The sequence below is a fragment of the Amaricoccus solimangrovi genome (assembly GCF_006385685.1).
Classification (GTDB): Bacteria; Pseudomonadota; Alphaproteobacteria; order Rhodobacterales; family Rhodobacteraceae; genus Amaricoccus; species Amaricoccus solimangrovi.
Genome location: NZ_VFRP01000011.1, coordinates 103,275 through 125,233 on the forward strand (window position 1 = coordinate 103,275; position 21,959 = coordinate 125,233).

The 21,959-nt window shown below is 73.2% G+C and carries 27 protein-coding genes; 15 read left to right on the forward strand and 12 right to left on the reverse strand.

Annotation, left to right across the window (positions count from 1 at the left end; genetic code table 11):
- Positions 1 to 31 precede the first annotated feature (31 nt).
- From FJM51_RS12670 to eutC, 9 genes are all read left to right on the forward strand, one after another.
- Positions 32 to 946 (forward strand): AAA family ATPase, encoded by a 915-nt coding sequence (locus tag FJM51_RS12670; protein ID WP_140454550.1) that lies wholly within the window; start codon positions 32 to 34, stop codon positions 944 to 946.
- A complete protein-coding gene (locus FJM51_RS12675) occupies positions 930 to 1,790 on the forward strand; it encodes a DUF58 domain-containing protein (RefSeq protein WP_140454516.1) in 861 nt (286 codons plus the stop codon). The genes FJM51_RS12670 and FJM51_RS12675 overlap by 17 nt, the downstream gene beginning before the upstream one ends.
- Positions 1,787 to 2,179 (forward strand): hypothetical protein, encoded by a 393-nt coding sequence (locus FJM51_RS12680; RefSeq protein WP_140454517.1) that lies wholly within the window; start codon positions 1,787 to 1,789, stop codon positions 2,177 to 2,179. The genes FJM51_RS12675 and FJM51_RS12680 overlap by 4 nt, the downstream gene beginning before the upstream one ends.
- Complete coding sequence (locus FJM51_RS12685) at positions 2,172 to 3,167, forward strand: VWA domain-containing protein (RefSeq protein ID WP_140454518.1); 996 nt, start codon at positions 2,172 to 2,174, stop codon at positions 3,165 to 3,167. Before FJM51_RS12680 ends, FJM51_RS12685 begins: the two co-directional genes overlap by 8 nt.
- Positions 3,164 to 4,099, forward strand: coding sequence for a VWA domain-containing protein (locus FJM51_RS12690; RefSeq protein WP_140454519.1), 936 nt, complete (start codon positions 3,164 to 3,166; stop codon positions 4,097 to 4,099). The genes FJM51_RS12685 and FJM51_RS12690 overlap by 4 nt, the downstream gene beginning before the upstream one ends.
- Positions 4,096 to 4,698 carry a tetratricopeptide repeat protein gene (locus FJM51_RS12695; RefSeq protein WP_140454520.1) on the forward strand — a complete coding sequence of 201 codons (603 nt, stop codon included), beginning with the start codon at positions 4,096 to 4,098 and terminating at the stop codon, positions 4,696 to 4,698. The genes FJM51_RS12690 and FJM51_RS12695 overlap by 4 nt, the downstream gene beginning before the upstream one ends.
- Entirely contained in the window at positions 4,692 to 5,891 is a 1,200-nt protein-coding gene (locus tag FJM51_RS12700) for a BatD family protein (protein ID WP_140454521.1), read from the forward strand. Before FJM51_RS12695 ends, FJM51_RS12700 begins: the two co-directional genes overlap by 7 nt.
- 70 nt (positions 5,892 to 5,961) lie before the next feature.
- Positions 5,962 to 7,353: an ethanolamine ammonia-lyase subunit EutB gene (locus tag FJM51_RS12705; RefSeq protein ID WP_140454522.1), complete on the forward strand. Its 1,392-nt coding sequence runs from the start codon at positions 5,962 to 5,964 to the stop codon at positions 7,351 to 7,353.
- Positions 7,350 to 8,153 carry an ethanolamine ammonia-lyase subunit EutC gene (eutC, locus tag FJM51_RS12710; RefSeq protein WP_140454523.1) on the forward strand — a complete coding sequence of 268 codons (804 nt, stop codon included), beginning with the start codon at positions 7,350 to 7,352 and terminating at the stop codon, positions 8,151 to 8,153. The genes FJM51_RS12705 and eutC overlap by 4 nt, the downstream gene beginning before the upstream one ends.
- Before the next feature lie 66 nt (positions 8,154 to 8,219).
- On the opposite strand, the gene aroQ is transcribed toward eutC, so the two are convergent.
- The 4 genes from aroQ to FJM51_RS12730 all read right to left on the reverse strand — a co-directional run bounded on the left by aroQ (position 8,220) and on the right by FJM51_RS12730 (position 10,777).
- On the reverse strand, positions 8,220 to 8,657 hold the full coding sequence (gene aroQ / locus FJM51_RS12715) for a type II 3-dehydroquinate dehydratase (RefSeq protein ID WP_140454524.1): 438 nt from the start codon (positions 8,655 to 8,657) through the stop codon (positions 8,220 to 8,222).
- Positions 8,658 to 8,927: 270 nt separating this feature from the next.
- Entirely contained in the window at positions 8,928 to 9,194 is a 267-nt protein-coding gene (locus FJM51_RS12720) for a hypothetical protein (protein WP_140454525.1), read from the reverse strand.
- A gap of 488 nt (positions 9,195 to 9,682) precedes the next feature.
- Positions 9,683 to 10,384, reverse strand: a complete 702-nt coding sequence (locus tag FJM51_RS12725) for an HAD family hydrolase (RefSeq protein ID WP_140454526.1) — start codon at positions 10,382 to 10,384, stop codon at positions 9,683 to 9,685.
- 69 nt (positions 10,385 to 10,453) lie between these two features.
- Positions 10,454 to 10,777, reverse strand: a complete 324-nt coding sequence (locus FJM51_RS12730) for a DUF3572 domain-containing protein (RefSeq protein WP_233713101.1) — start codon at positions 10,775 to 10,777, stop codon at positions 10,454 to 10,456.
- Between the two features lie 73 nt (positions 10,778 to 10,850).
- On the opposite strand from FJM51_RS12730, the gene FJM51_RS12735 reads away from it, so the two are divergent.
- Positions 10,851 to 12,239: a PleD family two-component system response regulator gene (locus tag FJM51_RS12735; protein ID WP_140454527.1), complete on the forward strand. Its 1,389-nt coding sequence runs from the start codon at positions 10,851 to 10,853 to the stop codon at positions 12,237 to 12,239.
- Between the two features lie 2 nt (positions 12,240 to 12,241).
- On the opposite strand, the gene FJM51_RS12740 is transcribed toward FJM51_RS12735, so the two are convergent.
- From FJM51_RS12740 to FJM51_RS12755, 4 genes are read right to left on the reverse strand one after another with little or no spacing between them, the layout of a single operon-like run.
- The gene (locus FJM51_RS12740) at positions 12,242 to 12,739 is read right to left on the reverse strand and encodes a periplasmic heavy metal sensor (RefSeq protein WP_140454528.1); all 498 of its coding nucleotides are present in this window, start codon (positions 12,737 to 12,739) and stop codon (positions 12,242 to 12,244) included.
- A 9-nt stretch (positions 12,740 to 12,748) separates the two neighbouring features.
- Positions 12,749 to 13,147: a hypothetical protein gene (locus FJM51_RS12745; RefSeq protein WP_140454529.1), complete on the reverse strand. Its 399-nt coding sequence runs from the start codon at positions 13,145 to 13,147 to the stop codon at positions 12,749 to 12,751.
- 13 nt (positions 13,148 to 13,160) lie between these two features.
- On the reverse strand, positions 13,161 to 13,781 hold the full coding sequence (locus tag FJM51_RS12750) for an RNA polymerase sigma factor (protein WP_140454530.1): 621 nt from the start codon (positions 13,779 to 13,781) through the stop codon (positions 13,161 to 13,163).
- Between the two features lie 46 nt (positions 13,782 to 13,827).
- On the reverse strand, positions 13,828 to 14,451 hold the full coding sequence (locus FJM51_RS12755) for an EF-hand domain-containing protein (RefSeq protein WP_233713102.1): 624 nt from the start codon (positions 14,449 to 14,451) through the stop codon (positions 13,828 to 13,830).
- Positions 14,452 to 14,615: 164 nt separating this feature from the next.
- Here FJM51_RS12755 and FJM51_RS12760 point away from each other — a divergent pair, with 164 nt between their 5' ends.
- The 3 genes from FJM51_RS12760 to rpmG all read left to right on the forward strand — a co-directional run bounded on the left by FJM51_RS12760 (position 14,616) and on the right by rpmG (position 15,951).
- Positions 14,616 to 15,044, forward strand: a complete 429-nt coding sequence (locus FJM51_RS12760) for a DUF983 domain-containing protein (RefSeq protein ID WP_140454531.1) — start codon at positions 14,616 to 14,618, stop codon at positions 15,042 to 15,044.
- A complete protein-coding gene (locus tag FJM51_RS12765) occupies positions 15,041 to 15,682 on the forward strand; it encodes an NUDIX hydrolase (RefSeq protein ID WP_140454532.1) in 642 nt (213 codons plus the stop codon). Before FJM51_RS12760 ends, FJM51_RS12765 begins: the two co-directional genes overlap by 4 nt.
- Positions 15,683 to 15,783: 101 nt before the next feature.
- On the forward strand, positions 15,784 to 15,951 hold the full coding sequence (gene rpmG, locus FJM51_RS12770; RefSeq protein ID WP_140454533.1) for a 50S ribosomal protein L33: 168 nt from the start codon (positions 15,784 to 15,786) through the stop codon (positions 15,949 to 15,951).
- Positions 15,952 to 16,011: 60 nt separating this feature from the next.
- Here the strand turns inward: rpmG and FJM51_RS12775 are convergent, their stop codons facing one another.
- From FJM51_RS12775 to FJM51_RS12785, 3 genes are read right to left on the reverse strand one after another with little or no spacing between them, the layout of a single operon-like run.
- Positions 16,012 to 16,917: an esterase-like activity of phytase family protein gene (locus FJM51_RS12775; RefSeq protein ID WP_140454534.1), complete on the reverse strand. Its 906-nt coding sequence runs from the start codon at positions 16,915 to 16,917 to the stop codon at positions 16,012 to 16,014.
- Complete coding sequence (mepA, locus tag FJM51_RS12780; RefSeq protein ID WP_140454535.1) at positions 16,914 to 17,768, reverse strand: penicillin-insensitive murein endopeptidase; 855 nt, start codon at positions 17,766 to 17,768, stop codon at positions 16,914 to 16,916. Before mepA ends, FJM51_RS12775 begins: the two co-directional genes overlap by 4 nt.
- Entirely contained in the window at positions 17,765 to 19,147 is a 1,383-nt protein-coding gene (locus FJM51_RS12785) for an MFS transporter (protein WP_140454536.1), read from the reverse strand. Before FJM51_RS12785 ends, mepA begins: the two co-directional genes overlap by 4 nt.
- A gap of 152 nt (positions 19,148 to 19,299) precedes the next feature.
- Between FJM51_RS12785 and FJM51_RS12790 the strand changes: the two genes are divergently transcribed.
- Both FJM51_RS12790 and FJM51_RS12795 read left to right on the forward strand, forming a co-directional pair.
- The gene (locus FJM51_RS12790; RefSeq protein ID WP_140454537.1) at positions 19,300 to 19,587 is read left to right on the forward strand and encodes a YggT family protein; all 288 of its coding nucleotides are present in this window, start codon (positions 19,300 to 19,302) and stop codon (positions 19,585 to 19,587) included.
- Between the two features lie 64 nt (positions 19,588 to 19,651).
- Positions 19,652 to 20,674, forward strand: a complete 1,023-nt coding sequence (locus FJM51_RS12795; RefSeq protein WP_140454538.1) for an SDR family oxidoreductase — start codon at positions 19,652 to 19,654, stop codon at positions 20,672 to 20,674.
- A gap of 9 nt (positions 20,675 to 20,683) precedes the next feature.
- On the opposite strand, the gene FJM51_RS12800 is transcribed toward FJM51_RS12795, so the two are convergent.
- A complete protein-coding gene (locus tag FJM51_RS12800; protein ID WP_140454539.1) occupies positions 20,684 to 21,901 on the reverse strand; it encodes an argininosuccinate synthase in 1,218 nt (405 codons plus the stop codon).
- Positions 21,902 to 21,959 lie beyond the last annotated feature (58 nt).

Genomic DNA, 21,959 nt, shown 5'->3' on the forward strand with positions numbered 1-21,959 from the left:
GGCGGAGCCGGTCGCCGCCCTCGCGGCCGAGATGCGCGCCGCGCTGATCGGGCACGAGGAACTGGTCGAACGGCTGATGACCGCGCTGCTCGCGCGCGGGCATGTGCTGATCGAGGGGCCGCCGGGGCTCGCCAAGACGCGCGCGGTGAAGCGGCTCGCCGGCGGGCTCGACGGCACCTTCGCCCGGATCCAGTGCACGCCCGACCTGATGCCCTCCGATCTCACCGGCACCCAGGTCTTCCGCCGCCAGAGCGAGACCTTCGACTTCGTCGCCGGGCCGATCTTCCATTCGCTCGTGCTGGTGGACGAGATCAACCGCGCGCCGCCCAAGGTGCAGTCGGCGCTCCTGGAGGCGATGGCGGAGGGGCAGGTGACGGCGGGCGGCGTGACGCGCGCCCTGCCCGACCCGTTCATGGTCGTCGCGACCCAGAACTCGATCGAGCACGAGGGCACCTTCCCGCTGCCGGAGGCGCAGCTCGACCGGTTCCTGATCCACGTCGACCTCGCCCTTCCCGACGCGGCGCGGGAGCGGGCGATCCTCGATCTCGTCGAGGGCGAGGCGCGGGCGGAACCGAGCCCCCCCGCGACGCGGCTCAGCCACGCCGCGCTGGCTGAGGCGCGCGCGGCGACGGCGGCGGTGCATCTCGCCCCGGCGCTGCGCGATTTCATCGTGCGGCTCGTCATCGGCACGCGCGAGACGGCCGGGACACCACTCGAAGGACTGGTGGAACACGCGGTCTCACCGCGCGGCACGCTCGCCCTCGCCGCCTCCGCGCGGGCGCGGGCGCTGATCCATGGCCGCGACCACGCGCTGCCCGAGGATGTCGAGGCGCTCGCCACCGACACGCTCGCGCACCGCCTGATCCCGAGCTGGCGCGCCACTTCCGAGGGGCTCTCGGCGCGCGACATCGTGGCAAGGCTTCTGACCCATGTCCGGCCCTGGTGACGCTTCTCCGACCGAGGTGACCGCCGAGCGGCTGGTCGCGCTCGGGTCTCTCGCGGCGCGGCTCGGGCGCGACCGGCCCGAGATCGCGCGCCGGCCCGGCACGACGGCGACGCGGCCGCGCGGCCAGGGGCACGAGATCCGCGAGATCCGCCCCTTCGCCGAGGGCGACGACCCGCGCCATCTCGACGCCGCCGCGACCGCGCGCACCGGCTCGCCCCAGGTGCGCGGCTTTCACGAGGACCGCGACCGGGCGCTGATGCTGATCGCCGATTTCCGCCGCCCGATGCTCTGGGGCACGCGCCGGCTGCGCTCGGTGGCGCTCGCCGAGGCTCTGGCACTCGCGGGCTGGCGGGCGGTGCTCGACGGCGGCGCGGTCGGCGTCGCGGTGATCACCGACGACGGCGTGCTCTCGGAACGGCCGACGGCCCGGGCGCGCGGCATGGCGAAGGTCGCGGGCTGCCTCGCGCGCGGCCATGCCCTCGCGCTGACCCTCACCGGGCATCCGGTCCGCCCGCTCGCGCCCGATCTCGTCCGCGCCGGCCGACTGGCGCCGCGCGGCGCGCGGGTGCTGCTCGGCTCGGCGCTCGACCTGCCGGGGCCGGGGCTGCCGGCGGCGCTCGACGGCATCCGCCGACGCGGCCCGCTCCGGGTGCTCTTGCCGCTCGACCCGTTCGAGGCGGCGCCACCGGGGGGCGAGCTGCCCTATCTCGCGGGCAGGGGCGCGGCGCTCGGCGCCTTCGGCCGCCTGCCGGCGGCGCGCGCGGCGGAACTGCGCCGGCTCGCCGACATGGGAATCGCGGCGGAGGAGGTGCCGACCGACCGGGTCGCCGGGGTGGCCGCGTGACGCCCGCGGAGGTCGTCGCCGCGCTGCATGGTCCGCGGCTGCCGGAGGGCACGGCGTCGCTCGGCCCCGGCGCCCTCGTCGCGGCCTTCGGCCTCGGCCTCCTGATCGCGCTCGCCCTCTTCGCCCTCGCCCGCCCGGTCCTGCGCGCGCGGCGGCGTGCGCCCCGGCCGGCGGATCTGCTCGCACGCCTCGCGGCGCTGCCGGACACGGCGCGCCCGCTGGCCGCCGCGCGTCTGTTCGGCCATCTCGGCGCGCCGCCGCCCGAGGCGGTGGCGGCCCGCCTCTACCGCCCGACACCCGCGCCGCTCGATCCGCGAACGCTCGAGCCCGCGCTCGCCGCCGCCTTCGCGCAGGCGGCGCCCGAGGCGCGGAGGACCGCGCATGTATGACCTCGCCGCCCCCTTCTTCCTGCTCCTCCTGCCGCTGCCCTTCCTCGCGCTCCGGCTGCTGCCGCCGCGCGATCCGGCGGAGGGCGCGCTGCGCCTGCCCGAGGGGATCGCGGCGGAGGCCGCGCCGGTCCAAGCGGCGCGGCGCTGGCGCGGCCCTCGCCGGGGCCTCGCCTGGCTCGCCTGGATCGGCCTCGTCCTCGCGCTCGCGGGCCCGGTCCGGCTCGAGCCGACGCGCGACACCCGCGCGACCGGGCGCGACATCATGCTCGCGCTGGACATGTCGGGCAGCATGCTGACCGAGGATTTCGACCTCGACGGCGCGCCGGTCTCGCGCCTCGACGCGGTGAAGCGCGTCGCCGGGCGCTTCGTGACCGAGCGGCCGGGGGACCGGATCGGCCTCGTCCTCTTCGGCGACCGCGCCTATGTCGCCGCGCCCCTCACCTGGGATCTCGCCGCCGTCGGCCGCGCGATCGAGGAGGCGGGCGTCGGCGTCACCGGCCGTTCCACCGCGATCGCGGAGGGGCTCGGCCTCGCGCTGAAGCGGATCATCGCCGCGGACGGACGCGCGCGAGTCATCGTGCTGCTCTCCGACGGCCGCGACACCGCGAACCGGCTCGACGCGACCGGCGTCGCGCGGCTCGCCGCCGAGCACGGCGTCCGGATCCACACGATCGCGCTCGGCCCCGCCGACCTGGAGAGCCAGCCTTCGGACCGCGAGGCGGTCGACACCGCCACGCTCCGCGCCATCGCCGAGGCCTCGGGCGGCAAGGGCTACCGCGTCCGGGGCACGGCGGATCTGGTCGCGATGGCCGCCGATCTCGACCGGATCGAGCCCAATCCCTCCGGCCGCCCGCCAGTCCTCGTGCCCCGGCCGCTCTGGCCCTGGCCGGCGGCGCTCGCGCTTCTCGCCGCGGCGGCGCTCGGCGCGCTGCCGCTCCTCCGGCTGCCCCGCCTCCGCCGGGGGTTCCGCGCGGAGAGCCCGGCATGACGCTGATCCTGCTCCGGCCCTGGTGGCTTCTCGCGCTCGTTCCGCTCGTGGCCCTCGCCGCGCTCGCCTGGCGGCGGCGCGCGGCGGGCGGGTGGGAGGCGATCGTCGCGCCCGAGCTGATCGCCTTCCTCCGCGCGCGCGGCGACGTCGGCGCGCCGGGACGGCGCTGGCCGGCGCTGCTGCCCTTCGCCCTCGCCGGACTCGTCGCGCTGGCGCTGAGCGGCCCGGCGCGGCTCCGGACCCATGGCGCGGCCTTCGAGCGACAGGATCCGCTGGTGCTGATGATCGACCTCTCGCCCTCGGTGACCGAGGGCGGCGATCTCGCCGACGCGCAGGCCGCCGCCGCCTGGCTGCTCGCCCATGGCGGCGGCCGGCCGATCGGGATCCTCCTCTACGCCGCCGACGCCTTCCTCGCCTCGGCCCCGACCAGTGATCCGGCGACGCTGCAGAGCCTGGTCGCGGTGCTCGACGCGAGAACGATGCCGGTCGGGGGCAGCCGGCCCGACATCGCGCTCAGCGAAGCCGCGAAGCTCTTCGCCGCCCCCGGGATGCCCGGGGCGGGCGGCACCGACGTGGTGATGATCTCCGACGGCGGCGGCGCGAGCCCGGAGGCGGAGCGGCGGGCCGGCGTGCTCGCGGAACGCGGCGCCCGCGTCTGGGGCCTGACGCTCGACCGGGGCGCGGCGGACCCGGACGCGCCCCCGCCCGATCCCGGGGGCCTCGCCGCCATCGCCCGAGCGGGCGGCGGCGCGGCCTGGCCGGCGCGCGATCCCGCGCCGCTCGTCGCCGCGATCGCCGCGGCGCGCACGCGCCAGCTCGCGCGGGAGGCCGAGGCGCCGGAGGTCTTCGAGGATCTCGGCCGCTGGCTCCTGCTGCTCGCGCTGCCGCTCGCGCTCGCGTTCTTCCGGCCCACGCGGGAGCCGGGACGATGAGCCGGATCGCCTCCCGCTCCGCGCTGCTGCTCGCCGTCGCGCTCGCGGCGATGGCACTGCCCGGGCGCGACGCCTGGGGCCGGCTCGCCTACGCGGCCGGCCTGCCGGGGATCGCGGCCCGCCTGCTCGCCGACCCTTCGGCGCGCGGCGTCGCGCTCTACAGGGCGGGCGACTACGCGCGCGCCGACCGCGCCTTCGCCGAGGCGGGCCGGGTCGCGACCTACAACCGCGGCCTCGGCCTCGCCGCGATCGGGAACTACGCGCTCGCCACAGCCTATTTCGACGCGGTGCTCTTCGCCAATCCCGCCGATTCCGAGGCGCGCGACAACCGCGAGGTCGTCGCGGCGCTGGTGCCGCCTGTGATCGGCGAGGGCGACAGGACCGGCCGCATGGCCGCGCGGCCGACCGATCCGCCCGGCGGCCGCTTCTCCGCCGTGATGCGCCCGATCGACGAGGGCCGCCGCGTCGCCGACGACGCCTGGCTCGCCACGCTGCCGGACGATCCGGGCGAGTTCCTGCGGCTCCGCCTCGCCGACGAACACGCGCGCCGCGTCGCCCTCGGCCTCGTGCCGCCGCAGGAGGATGGCGTGCGATGGTGAGAGGATTCCTCCCGCTGGCATTGCTATGCGCCACCGCCGCCCGGGCGGAGGAGGGCAAGTCGCTGACGCTGATCGCCGCGCCCGCCGCGACGCCGGTCATCGCGGGCGAGATGGTGCCGCTGACGATCCGGGGCGTCTACGACACCGAGATCGCGCTCGAGAAGATGGAGATCGCCCCGAGCCAGGGCTTCGACTGGATCCAGCTCGCCCCCGACGACTGGCACGACGAGCGCATCGGCGGCGTCACCCGCCGCGTGGTCGAGCGGCGGCTCGCGATCTTCCCGAAGACCGGCGGACAGGACACGTTCGGACCGGTCAACCACCACCTGACCGTGATCGGCGAAGGCTCCCGGCGCGAGGAGATCACGCTGCGCGCCCAGCCGGTCACGCTGGCGGTGGCGCCGATGCCCGACGACCCGCCGTTCGAGAAGCCCTGGGGCTGGCGCTTCGCCGCCTCGAAGGTGACGATCACCGACGCGCTCTCGACCGATCCGGCGAAGCTCGCCGACGGCGAGACGGTGACGCGCACCGTGACCTTCCGCGCCGAGGGCGCGCTGCCGGAGATGCTGCCGCCGCGCCCGGTGATCCAGGAGCCCTGGCTCATCTCCTTCGCCGCGCCGGTGGAGACGAAGCTGGAGCGCGGCCGCTGGGGGCTCGCCTCCACCGCGATCTGGCGCTGGCAGTTCCGGCCCGAGACCGGCGAGCCGGGCGTGATCGCGCCGATCCCGATCCCCTATTTCAACACGCTGACGCGCAGGGTCGAGGCGGTGGAGATCCCCGCGCTCCCGATCGGCTATGCGAGCTTCAAGGCCTCCCAGGTGCCGGGCGGGGAGATGGGCGCGGGCGCGCGGCTCGCCTATCTCGGCGCGCTCGGGCTCGGGCTGCTCGCGGGGCTCGCGCTCTCGGCGGGCGCGGTCGAGAGGCGCGCGGGCTGGTGGGAGCGGGCGCTCCGGCACTGGTCGCCCGCGCCGCTCCTCCGGCTCCGCCGCGCGGCGCGCTCGGGCGATCTCCTCGCGCTCCGCCGCGCGGCGGAGGACTACCTGACACCGGAGGAGGCGCGCGACCCGGCGCGGCGCGCGGCGGCGCTCGACCGGCTCGACGCGGCGATCTACGGCCCGGACACCGCCGGTTTCGACGCCGCGCGCCTCGTCCGCGACCTGCGCCGCGCCCGGAGGGTGACATCCGGGGCCTGAACCGGGTTAGTCTGTGCCTGTTTCCACCGAGAGGGGGGCGGCCCGACGCGCGCCCGGGGGAGGGGCACGGATGCCGACATACGCGCATGTGATCGCGAACGAGACCTACCGCTTCGGCTCGCTGGCCGAGCTGATGGCGAAGGCGAGCCCCGAACGCTCCGGCGACCACCTCGCGGGCATCGCGGCGGGCGACGAGACCGAACGGGTCGCCGCGCAGATGGCGCTCGCGGATCTGCCGCTCTCGACCTTCCTTCGGGACGCGGTCGTGCCCTACGAGAGCGACGAGGTGACGCGGCTCATCCTGGACACCCATGACGCGCGCGCCTTCGCGCCCGTCGCGCATCTGACCGTGGGCGGCTTCCGCGACTGGCTGCTTTCGGATTCCGCCGACGCGGCGACGCTCGGGGTGCTGGCCCCAGGGCTCACGCCCGAGATGGTCGCCGCCGTCTCGAAGATCTGCCGCGACCAGGACCTGATCCTGATCGCGCGCAAATGCGCGGTGGTGACGCGCTTCCGCGGCACGATCGGGCTTCCCGGCCGGTTCTCGACCCGGCTCCAGCCCAACCACCCGACCGACGACCCCGCCGGCATCGCGGCGAGCATCCTCGACGGGCTCATGTACGGCGGCGGCGACGCGGTGATCGGGATCAATCCGGCGACCGACAGCCCCGCGGCGGTGGAGACGCTGGTCCGGATGCTCGACGAGGTGATCCGGCGCTACGGGATCCCGACGCAATCCTGCGTGCTGACCCATGTCACCACCTCGATCGAACTCATCAACCGGGGCGTGCCGGTCGATCTCGTCTTCCAGTCCATCGCCGGGACCGAGGCCGCGAACCGGAGCTTCGGCGTCGATCTCGCCACGCTCGCGGAAGGGCAGGCGGCGGGCCTCGGCCTCGGTCGCGGGACGCTCGGCGACAACGTGATGTATTTCGAGACCGGGCAGGGCAGCGCGCTGTCCGCGAACGCGCACCACGGCGTCGACCAGCAGACGCTGGAGGCGCGGGCCTACGCGGTGGCGCGGCGGTTCCGGCCGCTCCTCGTCAACACGGTCGTGGGTTTCATCGGCCCGGAATATCTCTACGACGGCCGGCAGATCATCCGCGCCGGGCTCGAGGACCATTTCTGCGGCAAGCTGCTCGGCCTGCCGATGGGCTGCGACATCTGCTACACCAACCACGCCGAGGCCGACCAGAACGACATGGACCGGCTCCTGACCCTGCTCGGCGTCGCCGGGGTCACCTTCATCATGGGGATCCCCGGCTCGGACGACGTGATGCTGAACTACCAGACCACCTCGTTCCACGACGCGCTCTATCTGCGCGAGGTTCTGGGGCTGCGCCCGGCGCCCGAGTTCGAGCACTGGCTGAGGGAAACCGGCATCTTCGGCCCCGATGGCCGCCCGCTGCCCGGCGCGGGCCTGCCCGCGCCCTTCGCCAGGGCGCTCGGGAGGATCGCATGAGCGACAAGCCCCCCTCGACCGGCCGCGACCCCTGGGCGGCGCTCGGCGCCCTTACCCCCGCGCGGATCGCGCTCGGGCGGGCGGGCGCCAGCCTGCCGACCCGGCCGCGTCTCGACTTCCAGCTCGCCCATGCCCGGGCGCGGACCGCCGTCCACGCCAGCCTCGACCTGGCCGGTCTCGCCGCGCGTCTCGAACCGCTCGGCCTCGAAACGCTGACCCTCGCGAGCGCGGCGGAGAGCCGGGCGGAATATCTCCAGCGCCCGGACAGGGGGCGCCGGCTCGACGATGCCTCCCGGGCCATCCTCGCCGGACGGGAGAGGCCGGCGGAGGCGCCCGAGGTGGTCTTCGTCATCGGCGACGGGCTCTCCGCGCTCGCGATCACGGCGAACGCGGCGCCGTTCCTCGAGGTGATGGTCCCGGCGCTGCGCGCCGCGGGCTGGCGCATCGGTCCGCTCGCCATCGTCACCCAGGCCCGCGTCGCGATCGGGGACGAGATCGGCGCGGCGCTCGGGGCCTCGATGGTCGTGGTCCTGATCGGCGAGCGGCCGGGGCTTTCCTCGCCCGACAGCCTCGGGCTCTACCTGACCGCCCATCCGCGCCCCGGCCTGACCGACGAGGCGCGCAACTGCGTCTCCAACGTCCGCGCCGAGGGGCTGAGCCACGCGGCTGCGGCGCACAAGCTCCTCTACCTGATGACCGAGGCCCGCCGCCGCGGCCTCTCGGGCGTGGCGCTGAAGGAGGAGGCCGAGGCGCTCGCCGACGAGGCGCCCCGCCGGCGGAACTTCCTGCTCGACGGGTGAGGGGGGCGGCGGACAGATGTCCGCCCTACGGCGCGGGCGGGTGGCGGCGGCGGACAGATGTCCGCCCTACGGCGCCATCGCCGCGATTCGCCGGAGCCCGAGCTGATAGCCGAGCGTTCCGCAGCCGACGATGATCCCGTCGGCGCGCAGCGAGATGTAGGAATGATGGCGGAAGCTCTCGCGCCTGTGCACGTTCGAGATATGCACCTCGATCACCGTGCCCTCGAACGCGTTCAGCGCGTCGAGGATCGCGACCGAGGTATGGGTGAAGGCGCCGGGATTGATCACGATCCCGCTCGCCTCCTCCCGCGCCTCGTGGATCCAGTCGATGATCTGGCCCTCCCAGTTGGACTGGAGGAACCGGACCCGGAGCCCGAGCTCGTCCCCGAGCGCGCCGCAGTCGCGCTCGACATCGGCGAGGGTCTCGTGCCCGTAGATCTCCGGCTGCCGCTTGCCGAGCAGGTTCAGGTTCGGGCCGTTCAGGACATAGACGAAGTTCGACATGGGCGCGCTCTCGGTTCTGGCCGCCCCGGGGGCGGGGCGCGCCACCAGTTAACCGCCCCGGCGCGCGAGGTCACGCGCCGCGAGAGACCGGCGCCGCTCCGGGAGCGCAAGATCCGCGGTCAGTTTGCCCGTCACTGCCCAGGCCAAGCGCCGTTCGGTTGGCCAGCGCGACCGCGCCCAGCACGCGCGGCGTCTTCGCCAGAGCCACTCCGATCATTCATGCCGCTCCAAAAATTCTCCGTTTCGAAGGCGCGGGCCGTCGCGCGCTGGTCAGCCTTCCACCCCGGCGCGGCGGCCGTCGCGGTCGCGGGTCTCGTAAGCGTTGGACAGGGCGCGGGGGTGGGCGGTGCTCTCGTCCCGCCCGGGGGCGCCGCTCTCCTCCCGCAGGAGCGCGCCGTACCGGTCCTGGGCGCGGCGGAGATCGGCCCGGGCCCGGACCAGCGCCGCGCAGGTCCGCTCGATCCGCCTTTCCGCGCGGCTCAGCCGCCAGACGCGGAGAAGGTCCGCCAGAATCCCGATCGCCGCTCGTCCCGCCATCCGGTGATGCTCTCCCTGTCGCGTGCCCTGGATTTCGCCCCGGGGACGCCGACTGCTCGCGCCACGCGCCCGCGATGATCGCCTGGCCGGGCTCCGCCGGCGAAGCCGAGGCCCTCGCCGAGGCGACCCCGCGGGGACGCCTCCTCGGTATCCGGTGTCACGCGGCCGGCGGTACGCGTCAAGAGGCCCTGGCCGGGGACGGGCGGAACGCACGGAGAATTGCGCGGATCGTGCGCGCCGCGACACACACGGATGACCCATGGCGTCGGTAGGGATGCCTGGGCTAGAAGGTGGTCAGGGACCCGGGTGTGGCGGAAGCGCCGCCCGCGCCGGGCCCATACCGACCCATCGCCAAGCCGGGCGTGGCAACGGCGGTGGGTAGCGGCGCGTCGGCGGAGGAAGGCAAGGCGTTCCGCCGCTGGCGCGCCGTGCCACCGCCCTGGTTCATCGCGCCCGCGTGATGCTCGCAGCGTGGCCGCGGCTCCGCGTCACTCCGCGAGGCCGAGCCAGGCGGGCAGGGCGCCGATGTCGGGCAGCACCGCGTCGGCGTGGGGAGCGAGGTCCTCGGCGCTGGCGGGACCGGTCAGGACTCCGATCGTCGTCATCCCGGCGGCGCGTCCGCTCGCGAGATCGTGGACGCTGTCCCCGATCATCGCGCAGGCTTCGGGCGGGATCCCGGTCGCGGCCGAGAAGGCGAGGAGCATGCCGGGTGTGGGCTTCGCGCCGTGGCCGCTGTCATAGCCCGCGATGAAGGCGAAGCGGTCGATCACGCCGGCGCGCTCGAGATGCACGCGCGCGGGCGCCTCCGAATCGTTGGTCGCGACGCCGAGCACCAGCCCGCCCGCGCGCAGCCGGTCGAGCAGGGCGATGAGCGGCGCGGCCTCGACCTGGGGCGCGGCCGAGGTCGAGGCGACGATATGGCGCCGCAGGCGCGCCTCGCCGAACTCCGGCCGCACGCCGAGCGCCGCCTGCACGACGAATTCCATCGTGCCCGCGATCACGGGGCTCGTCTTCAGGAAGCGGCGCTTCTCGAGCTCGTAGCCGAGCCGCTCCGCGAGCGCCTCCGCCCGCGCCGGATCGCCTTCCGCGAGGCCGAGGATGAAGCCGTGGCACCAGGCCGACCAGGTGGCGTTGAAATCGAAGAGCGTCCCGTCCTTGTCGAAGACGAGACCCCTGACCTGGTCGCGCATGGTCCTCTCCTCCGGTGGAATCCCCACCCGCGCCCTCTTAGCGCCCGGCGGGGAGCGGCGAAAGGCCCGTCAGGTCCAGTTCGGAAGATCGCCGCCAGGCAGCAGCGCGCGGGCCCGCGCGGGCGCGGCGGGCGCCGTGCCCGTCTGTCCGCAGAAGGCGAGCAGCATCGCCTCGTCGCCGAGCAGGAAGTCGAGCACGAAGCCGAGGAATTCCGGATCCTCCACCCGGGCGCGGAGCGCGGCGGGGTCGAGGCCGCTCGCGCCCAGGAAGGCGCCGAGCGCCTCGGGCTCTCCCGCGAGCCAGATCAGCGCGCTCCGCGCCAGGTCGATCGCGCCGTCGCGCCCCATCTCCGTCTCCTCCGGACCCTCCGGCGCGACCGCTAAACCATTCATTAACGTCTTCGGCAATAGGGTCGGCCTCAGGAAGCGCGGGGCTGGCCGAGACCGGCCCGGAAGGGGAAAGCGGATGTCGGGTCGGGTCCTCGTCGTCGATGATGTCGCCACCAACCGGCTTCTTCTGCGCGCGAAACTCTCCTCGGCCTATTACGACGTCGTCGTCGCCGAGGACGGGCCGAAGGCGCTCGATCTCGCGCGGTCGGAACAGCCGGACATGGTGATGCTCGACGTGATGATGCCCGGGATGGACGGGTTCGCCGTCTGCGCCCGGCTGAAGGCCGATCCGGAGACCGCGCATATTCCGGTCATCATGGTCACCGCGCTCGACACCGCCGAGGAACGGATCCGGGGGCTCGAGGCCGGCGCGGACGATTTCCTGTCGAAACCCTTCAACGATCTCGCGCTCTTCGCCCGTGTCCGCAGCCTGATGCGGATGAAGATGATGTTCGACGAGCTGCGGCTGCGCGATCTGACCTCGCGCGAGCTCGGCCTCGCCGAGGTCATGCCGGACCAGGACATCGAGGCCGAGCCGAGCGGGCCGATCCTGATCGCGCCGCCCGATGCCGGGAGGGGCGGCCAGCTCGCGGCGGAACTCGGCGCGCGGCTCTCGATCGGCACCATCGTGACCAGTTCGGAGCGGGAGGCGCTGAACCTCTCGCGGCTGGAGCTGCCAGACTGTTTCATCGTTCATCAGACGCTGATGGAGGGCGGCGACGGGCTGCGCCTCGTCTCGGCGCTGCGCGCGCGGCCGGAGACGCGGCAGTCGGCCGTGATCCTCGTCGTCGAGAACGGCGATGTCGGGACGGCGGCGAAGGGGCTCGACCTCGGGGCGAGCGACTATATCGAGGCGCCGTTCGACGTGAACGAGCTCATCGCGCGGATCCGCTCGCAGCTTCGCCGCAAGCGCTATTCCGACCGGCTGCGTTCCAACGTGCGCAACGGGCTGAAACTCGCGGTGATCGATCCGCTGACCGGGATCTACAACCGCCGCTACGCGAGCCAGCACATGATCCGCGTCATGGAGCGCGCGCGGGAGACCGGCGGGGTCTTCGCGGTGATGATGATCGATCTCGACAAGTTCAAGTCGATCAACGACCGCTTCGGCCACGACGCCGGCGACGCGGTGCTGCGCGAGTTCTCGCGCCGGCTCCAGGAGAACATCCGGGGCGTCGATCTCGTCGCGCGCTTCGGGGGCGAGGAGTTCTTCGTGGCGATGCCCGACGTCGACGCGGGCGCCGCCGGGCACGCGGCGGAGCGCATCCGCCGCGCGATCGAGGACGCGCCGGTCCGGCTGCCGGGCGGGGCGGGCGAGGTCGACGTGACGGTGAGCATCGGCGTCGCGGTGGCGGGCGCCGGCGACGGCGACGCCGAGGCGATCATCAAGCGCGCCGACAGCGCGCTCTATCTGTCCAAGGAAGGTGGCCGCAACCGCGTGAGCTTCTTCGCCCGGGCGGCCTGATCTCAGTCCGCGCCCTCCCGCGGCGCGTGGCGCTCGTCCCTGTCCGGCCCTTTCGGCTTGCGGCGCAGCGCCTCGGCGAAGGCGGCGCGGTCCTCGGGCGACATCCTGCCGATCTGGTCGAGCAGCAGCCGGCTCCCGCGCTGGGCGAGCGCGTCCATGAGGCGGGGCTCCCGCGTGACGACCTCCTCCACCGCGGCCGGATCGTAGGGTTTCGCGGTCAGCGCCTCGGCGAGCGCGCGGCGCTGGCCGCGCAGTTCCTCGCGCGGGCCCATCCAGTCGCGCCGGCTGTCGCGCAGCGCCTGGGAAAGGTCGTGGCGATAGGGTTCCGGCAGCGCGCGGCCGTAGCCCCAGAGACCGGGCGGCGGCGTTGACGGCGGTCCCTTGAGGAGCGCGCCGGCGATCAGGCCCGCGAGCGCGAGGTTCAGGCAGAGCGAGCCGATGAACGCCCAGCGCCAGGGGCGGGGGAGCGTCTTCGTCGGCGGTTGGGTTCTGTCGGCCATGCCTGTTTCCTACTGGTCCAGCGCGGCGAGGTCGTAAAAGCCGCTCACCCCGTCCGACGCGCTGGCGGTGGTCTCCGCCGCGCCGCCGAGGTCGGTCGAAAGCCCGCTGTATCCCGAGGCGCCGATCAGGAAGCCCGCGAGCGCGCAGGCGGTCAGCGCCGCGCCGCCGCGCCAGCCGCCGAGCAGCGCCGGGAGCGCGCGCCAGAGGCTTCCGGCGCCGGGCCGCGAAACCGGGGCGGCCACCTCGGCCCGGGCGGCGGCGACCTCGGCCGCGTCGGCGAGCACGGCCGAGAGGAAGGCGGCGGACGGCGGTTCCTCCGCCCGCCGCTCGGCGTTGAAGTAGGTTTCGAGCAGGTCGGCCGGGTCCCGCGGGGTGGCCGCGCCCGGATCGGTCTTTCCTTCGGTCATGTCGCGTTCCCCCTCAGTCATCGGCGAAGCCGAGCTCGCTCCGCCGCGGCGACAGCCGCTCGGCGAGCGCCCTGCGCCCGCGGGCGAGCAGGCTCTCCACCGCCTCGACGCTCAGCCCGAGGATCTCCGCGATCTCGGGATTCGGGCGTTCCTCGAAATGGCGCAGCACGATCGCCGCCCTCTGCCGGTCCGGCAGCCGGGCCAGCGCGGCGCGCAGCGCCCCGGCGCGGTCCCGCGCCTCGAGGCCCTCCTGGGCGGTGGCGGCGCCGTCGGCGATCTCGGCGGCGCCGTCGATACCCTGTTCGCGGCGCCGGCGCAGCCGGTCCACGCAGAGGTTGCTCGCCACCCGGTAGAGCCAGGTCGAGAGCCGCGCCTCCTCGCGCCACTCGGGCGCGATCTTCCACATCCTGAGCAGCGTCTCCTGCGCGACGTCCTCGGCCTCCGCCGGATCCCCGAGCATGCGCCGCGCGAGCGCCAGCACCCTCGGCGCGTGCCGGAAGGTCAGCGCCCGCGCGGCCGCCTGCTCGCCCGCCGCGTAGCGGGCGAGCAGCGCGGCGTCGGAGGTCTCGGTTTCGCCGTCGAGGGCCATCATGGTACCGCGCGTGTCTCGGCCTTTCCGGAGAGCGGATCGCATCTCCGCGGATCCCACCCTTAGTGCCGCGACATCCGCGCGGAAACCCTCAACCGCGGTCGTCGCGCCGATGCCCGCCGGCGTCGCCGTGCCCGCGCGACCCGCGCGCGTGCGCCGGCTTCGCCGTCGCCTCGGCCTGGCTGATCGCGCCGTCGTGGTCGGTATCGAGCGCCGCGGTGATGGCATTGACCTGCCGGTCGGCGAGCGCCTCGATCCCGATCCTGCCCGCGTCGGTCGCGCCCATGAAGGCGAGGAGCCGATCCGCGCGCTCCGCCGCCGGATCGGGGGCGAAGATCATCAGGATCTGGTCGCGGGGCCCGGGCAGCGCGGCGACGAGTTCGTCCCGGTCGAGCGCGCCGTCGCCGTTCGTGTCCGCCGCCGACAGCCGGCCGGTCGCGCGGGTCTCCAGTTCCTCGCGGCTCAGCGCGCCGTCGCCATTCGCGTCGATCGCGGCGAAGTCGATCCTCGGCCCGCCCGCTCCCGGGTGCGATCCCATGCGCGGACCCCTGGGCCCGGGGCCGCCGACGGGATCCAGGGGCATGCCCTGCGCCGCTGCGGGACCGGGCGGAGGCGGGGGCGTGTCGCCCGCCCCGGTCTGCGCCAGCGCGGCGCCCGTCAGGGCGATCCCCCCGGCCAGGGCGGCGGCGGCCAGTGCGCGTCGATGGTTGAACATGATCGGGCTCCTTCGTGCCTGTCGTTGTTCCGATGCCCCGATAGACGGCGCGGCCGCTCGAGTCCGTCGCCGCCTCACGCATTCGGGATCGGGCCGCGAGCGGGGGCCAATGGTCGCAAGGCGCGGCATTGGCGCGGCGCGCGGCGCGCGGCTATAGTGCGGCGATGGCACAGAATCGCTCCGCGCTTCCCGAACGGGACCTCCGCTCCGCCCTTTTCCGCGGCTGGTCGCGCCGTTGCCCCGCCTGCGGCGAGGGCCGCCTCTTCTTCGGCTATCTCGACGTGCGGCCGGAATGCCCGGAATGCCACACCGACCTCAGCCACCAGCGCGCCGACGACGGCCCCGCCTGGGCGACGATCATGATCGCGGGCCATATCATGGCGCCGCTGATGCTCATCGTCTTCGACCTCCTCCGCCCGCCGGGCTGGCAGATGGCGGTGGGCTTCTCGATCGTCTTCGTCGCGCTCTCGCTCTACCTGCTGCCCAGGATCAAGGGCTGTTTCGTCGGGATCCAGTGGGCGAAGCGGATGCACGGCTTCGGCGAGGCGCCGGAACCGCCGCGGCCCGCGCCCGCCCGCTGCGCGGGGCAATGAGCGCCGCCGCCGGGGCCGCGCCGCCGCCGATCCGGCACGCGGCGACGATCGTGCTCACCCGCCAGACCGCGCACGGGCCGGAGATCCTGATGGGCCAGCGCAGTTCCGGCGCCGTCTTCATGCCGGACAAGTTCGTCTTTCCCGGCGGCGCCGTCGATCCCGAGGATTACGCGGCGGGGCAACGCGAGGGGCTGCCCGAGAGCGATCCGCGCCTGCTAATCGACACCGCTCCGCCTCTCGCCCGCGCGCTGCGGCACGCCGCGATCCGGGAACTGCTGGAGGAGACCGGCCTCTGGCTCGGCGAGCCGGACGGGGCGAGGCCGCGCACCGAGGCGCTGCGCTTCTTCTTCCGCGCGATCACGCCGCCGGGACGGCCCCGCCGCTTCGACGCGCGCTTCTTCCTCGCGGACGCCGGCGATCTCGCGGGGGCGGCGGACGATTTCTCCGGCGCGGGCGGCGAGCTCGGCTTCCTGAGCTGGCTCGATCTCGACGCGGCGCGGGCGCTCGACCTGCCTTTCATCACCGAGATCGTGCTCGCCGAGATCGCCGCGCGCCATGCCGATCCCGAGGTCGAGCGGCCGGTGCCCTGGTTCAACCACACCGATGCCGGCTCGCATTTTCACCTGCTGCGCGCTTGACTTCCGGACGCGGAAGCGGCATTTGACGCCCCGAGATTCCGGCTCCCGAGAGCGCGGGCCAATTGGGTTATGCGCGGGCTGACCGCGGAAAGGGAACAGAAATGGCGAAGCCCACCACGATCAAGATCCGGCTGAACTCCACGGCCGACACCGGGCATTTCTACGTGACGAAGAAGAACTCGCGCACGATGACCGAGAAGATGACGGCGCGGAAGTACGACCCCGTCGCGCGCAAGCATGTCGAATACAAGGAAGGCAAGATCAAGTGATCCTGCCCCGGGCCCGCGTGGCCCGGATGTCGAACCGATGAGGGGCGGCGGGCGTGAGGCTCAGCCGCCCTTTGCCTGTCTGGCCGTGTCGTCGAGGATGTACTCGATCAGATAGGTCCGCTGCAGCGGGAAGAAATTGTCGTCGGATATCAGCGTGATGCGCGTCCGGCCCTTGGGATCCCGCCAGACCGAGATCCCCTCCATGTTGTCCATCTCGCCGAATCGCGTCTTCAGGAGCGTCTTCTCGTCCGTGAAGCCGTCGGGTCCGAGGGCGAAGCTGCGCAGCCGGGTCGCGAAGCCGCCCAGCCACTTGAACTTGCGCTCGAGCACGTAGAATCGGCCGTCGGGTCCGAAATCGGCGTCGACCTCGAGAAAACTCTCGCCGCGCGGGATGAACAGCTCCTTGTCCCATTTGCCCCCCCGGAAGCGGTAGACCGGCACCGTCTTCTCGACGATGCGGGTGCGTTCGGGAATCGCATAGAGCGTGCCGTCCGGCCCCACCGCGACCGATTCGAGCGAGAAATTGTCGATGAGCGTGTCGAACTCGGAATAATGCGGAACGGCCTTGGCGGGGCCGTTGATGTCGTCGTAGCGGCGGACGCGGTGGAAGCCCTCGAAGGAGACATAGGCGCGGCCCTGGGCGTCGAGCGTCAGCCCCTCGGCGTCCTTGTTGGGCCCCCGCAACTGCCGCCCGTCGATCGCATGGAGCGCGCCGAGGCCGGTCATGCGCGCGCCCGTCATGTTCCCCCTCCGGTTCCGGTCGAGATCGGCCCGCACCCAGATGCCCCTGTCGCCGATGGCGAGCAGCTTCTCGCCGCCGTCCAGGATCTCGACCCCGGAAAGACCGCCGAAATTGGACGGTTTTTCGCTCCAGACGAGGCGTGACGTCTCGATCAGGCGCGGTTCGGCCAGCGCCGCCGAGGCGATGCCCGGGGCGAGGAGGAGCAGGGCAAGCAGGAACTTCATCGGGAACTCAATACCTCGGCGCAGCGCGGTGGCAGATCCGCCATCCGCGTCGGCGGGGCGGGTTTGGGCTTCGGCGCGTTGGGATCGGGGGGCTTCAGCGCGTCGGTGACCCACCACACCGCCTCGGCGCAACCATCCCCGGGTGGCAGAGCGACCGTGGGAATGCAAGTCCGCTCCGCCTTCGGGCACCTCAGGCGCACGTGAAAATGATCGTTATGACCCCACCAGGGGCGGATCTTGCGCAGCCAGGCACGGTCCCCGGCCGGAGCATGCGCGCACATCGCGAGCTTGGCCGGCGGCGTGATGAAGATCCGGTCGACCGCGGGATCGCTGGCCGCGAGCCGCAGCAGGGCCTCATGCGAGGGCGTCCAGTTGGCGTTCAGCCCGCGCTGGTCGCGCGTGCGGACATTCATCGCCGAGACCCGCTCCCGTTCCCTCCGCGACAGGTCGAGCCGGGCCGGCGGGTTGAGCCAGATGTCGACGTCGAGCCCGGTCTGGTGCGAGGCATGGCCCGCGACGGGGCCGCCCCGGGGCTGCGACATGTCGCCGACATAGATGCCCTTCCAGCCGATCCGGGTCGCATCGACGCTCAGCCGTTCGACGAAGGCGACGAGATCGGGCGTCCCCCAGTGGTGATTGCGCGAAAGCCGCATCGCCTGCCAGCCCGGCCCGTTCTCGGGCAGCTGGTCGCCGCCGGCGAGGCAGCCCTTCGAATTGCCGCCGATCGCGGCGGCGGGGCCGGTGCTCGGGCGCGTGATCGGGGCGAAGAGTTGCTTCGCGGTCTGGGCGAGGGCGGGGGCGCCCGCGCAGGCGGCGAGGCAGAGCACGGCGACGCCCAGGCGGCGGATCATGTGGCGGAGGTCCTCGGCTGCTCGGTTCCCGTCCTCACGCAGGATAGCAGAACGAGGGCGATTGCGAACAGCCCCACGATCGGCGCCACGCCGAGCCGTTGCGAGCCGGTCGCCGCCGTCGTCGCCGCCACCGCCGCGGGGCCGATGAAGGCGGTCGCCTTGCCCGCGAGCGCGTAGAGCCCGAAGGCCTGGCCGGTCCCCATCCGCCCCTCCGCCTGATGCACGAGCATCGTGCGCGAGGCGGCCTGCAACGCGCCCGCCGCCGCGCCGAGGAGGCCGCCCGCGGCGAGGAAGACCAGATCGGGCAGGCGTGCCTCCGGCGCGACCGCGAGGCCGAGGACCGAGCTCCGGGTGGTCGCGAGCACCAGGAGGCAGACGAGGATGAGCAGCGTCGCGGAGGTCGCGATCACGGGCATCGGTCCCAGCGCGCGGTCGGCCCGTCCGCCGAGCCACGCGCCGAGCGCGCCGGTTCCCGCGGAGACGACGCCGAAGACGCCAAGTTCGAACGTGCCCCAGCCGAGCACGCCCGCCGCGTAGACGCCGCCGAAGATGAAGAGCGCCGCGAGCGCGTCGCGATAGATCATCGAGGCGAGCAGATAGAAGCCGAGGCTCCGCTCGCGCGTCAGCATGCGGAGCGCCCCGCCGAGATCACGCAGGCCCGCCCGCGCCGCCGCGCCGAGGGCCGTGCCCGAGCGCGGCGCGTCGGGGCTCCAGAGAAAGAGCGGGATCACGAAGATCACGTACCAGAGGGCGGAGAGCGGCCCCGTCGCCCGCGCCGGTTCCCCGAGCGCGGGGTCGAGGCCGAGAACGGGCGCGATGCCGATCAGCGTCCGCCCGCTCCCGGGCGCGGGGGCGAGCAGGGTCAGCACGAGGATGAGCGAGACGAGCCCTCCGACATAGCCGAGCGCCCAGCCGGAACCCGAGATCCGCCCGATCTCCTCCCTCGGCCCGAGGTCGGGCAGCATCGCGTTGGTGTAGAGGATCGTCAGTTCCGATCCGAGATAGGCGAGGCCGAAGGCGAGCAGCACCGGCCAGACCGCCCCCATGCCGGGGGTGGCGAGCCAGAGCCCGAGGCAGCCGGTCACATAGGGCAGGGAGAAGGCGAGGGCCCAGGCCTTGCGCCCCCCGGTCCGGTCGGCGATGGCGCCGAGCGGCGGCGACAGGACCGCGACCATGAGCCCGGCGACGGCGGTCGCCGCGCCCCAGAGCGACTGCCCGGCCACGGGATCGCCGACGACCTGCGAGGTGAAATAGGGCGCGAAGATGAAGGTCAGGATCAGCGTGTAGAAGGGCTGGTTCGCCCAGTCGAACAGCATCCAGGAAAAGACGCCCCGCCGGTCGAGCGGCCTCGATCCGGCTCCGCGCGAGTCGGGATGCATTGGCCGTTCCTCCTGGCTTGCCGCGCCGCGTCAGGGTTGCCCGGGATCGCCCGCGCGCGCAAGCGCCGCGACGGGTCCCGCGCCGCCCTTGCGGCCGGCGGGGCGCGCGACTACCTAGGGAGGCGCGCAATTGCCAGAAGGCGGATATCTCGATGGGCTCCCTGATCTTGGTTCTTCTCTTCATCCTCAAGATCGTCTGGTTCATCGTCATCGCCCATGTGGTCATGAGCTGGCTCATCAGCTTCAACGTGCTGAACCGTCATCAGCCGCTGGTTTCCAACATCTGGTACGGGCTGGAGCGGTTGCTGGAACCGATCTACGGGCCGATCCGGCGGATCCTGCCCAACATGGGCGGGCTCGACCTGTCGCCGCTGGTGCTGATCGTCATCATCTACGCGCTCCAGACCATCCTGATCCGCAACGCCTACGCGTTCATGTAGCGGCCGACCGCCGCTCTCCTCACCCGGGCGCGGAACGGAGCGCGCCGCGACGCGTTGTCGCGGCATGACAGAACTCATCGGACATGAAGGCCCGAACCGGCGGCGTCCCTCCGCCGTCGTCACTGGCGCATCCGCCGGCGTCGGCCGGGCGACCGCGCTCGCGCTCGCGGCGCGGGGCTACGAGGTCGGGCTGATCGCGCGCGACGAGGAGGGGCTGCGGGAAGTGGCCGACGGGGTCGAGGCGCTGGGCGCGCGCGCGCTCGTCCTGCCCTGCGACGTCGCGGACGCCGCGGCGGTCCGCGCCGCCGCCGACCGCGTGGCGGAGCAATTCGGCGGGATCGACGCCTGGGTGAATTCCGCGATGGCGACCGTCTTCGCCCGGGTCGACGACATCACGCCGGAGGAATTCCGCCGCGTGACGGAGGTGACCTATCTCGGTCAGGTCAACGGCACGCTGGCGGCGCTCGCGCATATGCGCCCGGCGGACCGGGGCACCATCGTGCAGGTCGGCTCCGCGCTCGCCTACCGCTCGATCCCGCTCCAGAGCGCCTATTGCGCGGCGAAACACGCGGTCGTCGGTTTCACGAAGTCGCTCCGGACCGAACTCCTGAGCGAGGGCAGCGGTATCCGCGTCGCGATGGTGCATCTGCCGGCGGTGAACACGCCGCAATTCGCCTGGGCGCGCGCGAAGATGGGCGTCCGGCCGCGCCCGGCGGGACGCCCGGTCGCGCCGGAGGTGGCGGGGCGGGCGATCGCCGAGGCCGCCGCGCATCCCCGGCCCGAAATCTATCTCGGCCGCTCCACGGTCATGGCCATTCTCGGCGACGCGGCGCTCCCCGGCCTCGCGGATCACGTCGCCGCGGGCGCGTGGGAGGGGCAGCTGACCGATACGCCGCTCCCCGAGCGCGAGGGCAACCTCTTCGCCCCGGTCAGCGGCGTGCGCCGGGACCGGGGGCCGTTCGCGGAAGAGGCGGGGGACTGGGCGCCCCGGGTCTCGGCCCGGGCGACGCGCATCGGTCTCATGCTCGGCGCCGCGGCGCTGTTCGGACTGACGGCGGCCGTCGCGCGGGCGCTCGACCGCCGCTGATCCCGCGCCTCAGCGGCGCGCGCGCATGCCGAGCAGCCGAAGCCGCAGCGCGTTGATCTTGATGAAGCCCGCCGCGTCCTTCTGGTCGTAGGCGCCGGCGTCGTCCTCGAAGGTCACGTGCTGCTCGGAATAGAGCGACTTCGGCGAGGAGCGGCCGACGACGCTCGCCATCCCCTTGTAGAGCTTCAGCCGCGTGGTGCCCTCGACATGCTCCTGGCTCGTGTCGATCAGCGCCTGGAGCATCTCGCGCTCCGGGCTGAACCAGAAGCCGTTGTAGATGAGCTCCGCGTAGCGGGGCATCAGCTCGTCCTTGAGATGCGCGGCGCCCCGGTCGAGCGTGATCGATTCGATGCCGCGGTGGGCGGCGAGCAGGATCGTGCCGCCGGGGGTCTCGTAGACGCCGCGCGACTTCATGCCCACGAACCGGCCCTCGACCAGATCGATCCGGCCGATGCCGTGCCGGCCGCCGAGCACGTTCAGCCGCGTCAGCAGTTCGGCCGGCGAGAGCTTCTCGCCGTCGATCGAGACCGCGTCGCCTCTCTCGAAGCCGATCTCGACGTATTCCGGCGTGTTCGGCGCCGATTCGGGGCTCACCGTGCGCTGGTAGACGTATTCGGGCGCCTCCTCGGACGGATCCTCGAGCACCTTGCCCTCGGAGGAGGTGTGCAGCAGGTTCGCGTCGACCGAGAACGGTGCCTCGCCCCGCTTGTCCTTGGCGATCGGGATCTGGTTCTCCTCGGCGAAGGCGAGAAGCTTGGTGCGGCTCGTGAGGCTCCACTCCCGCCAGGGGGCGATCACCCGGATGCCCGGATTGAGCGCGTAGGCGGCGAGTTCGAAGCGCACCTGGTCATTGCCCTTGCCGGTCGCGCCATGCGCCACCGCGTCCGCGCCGGTCGCCTCCGCGATCTCGACGAGGCGCTTGGCGATCAGCGGCCGCGCGATCGAGGTGCCGAGCAGGTACTGCCCCTCGTAGAGCGCGTTGGCCCGGAACATCGGGAAGACGAAGTCGCGGACGAATTCCTCGCGCAGATCCTCGATATAGATGTTCTCCGGCTTCACGCCGAGAAGCTCCGCCTTCTTCCGGGCGGGCTCCAGTTCCTCGCCCTGGCCGAGATCGGCGGTGAAGGTGACGACCTCGCAGCCGTATTCGGTCTCGAGCCACTTCAGGATGATCGAGGTGTCGAGACCACCCGAATAGGCGAGAACGACTTTCTTCGGTGACGACATGCGAACCTCCGCTCCGGTTTCGTTCGCGCATTAGGCCCTTTCGGGCGAAGCGGCAAGC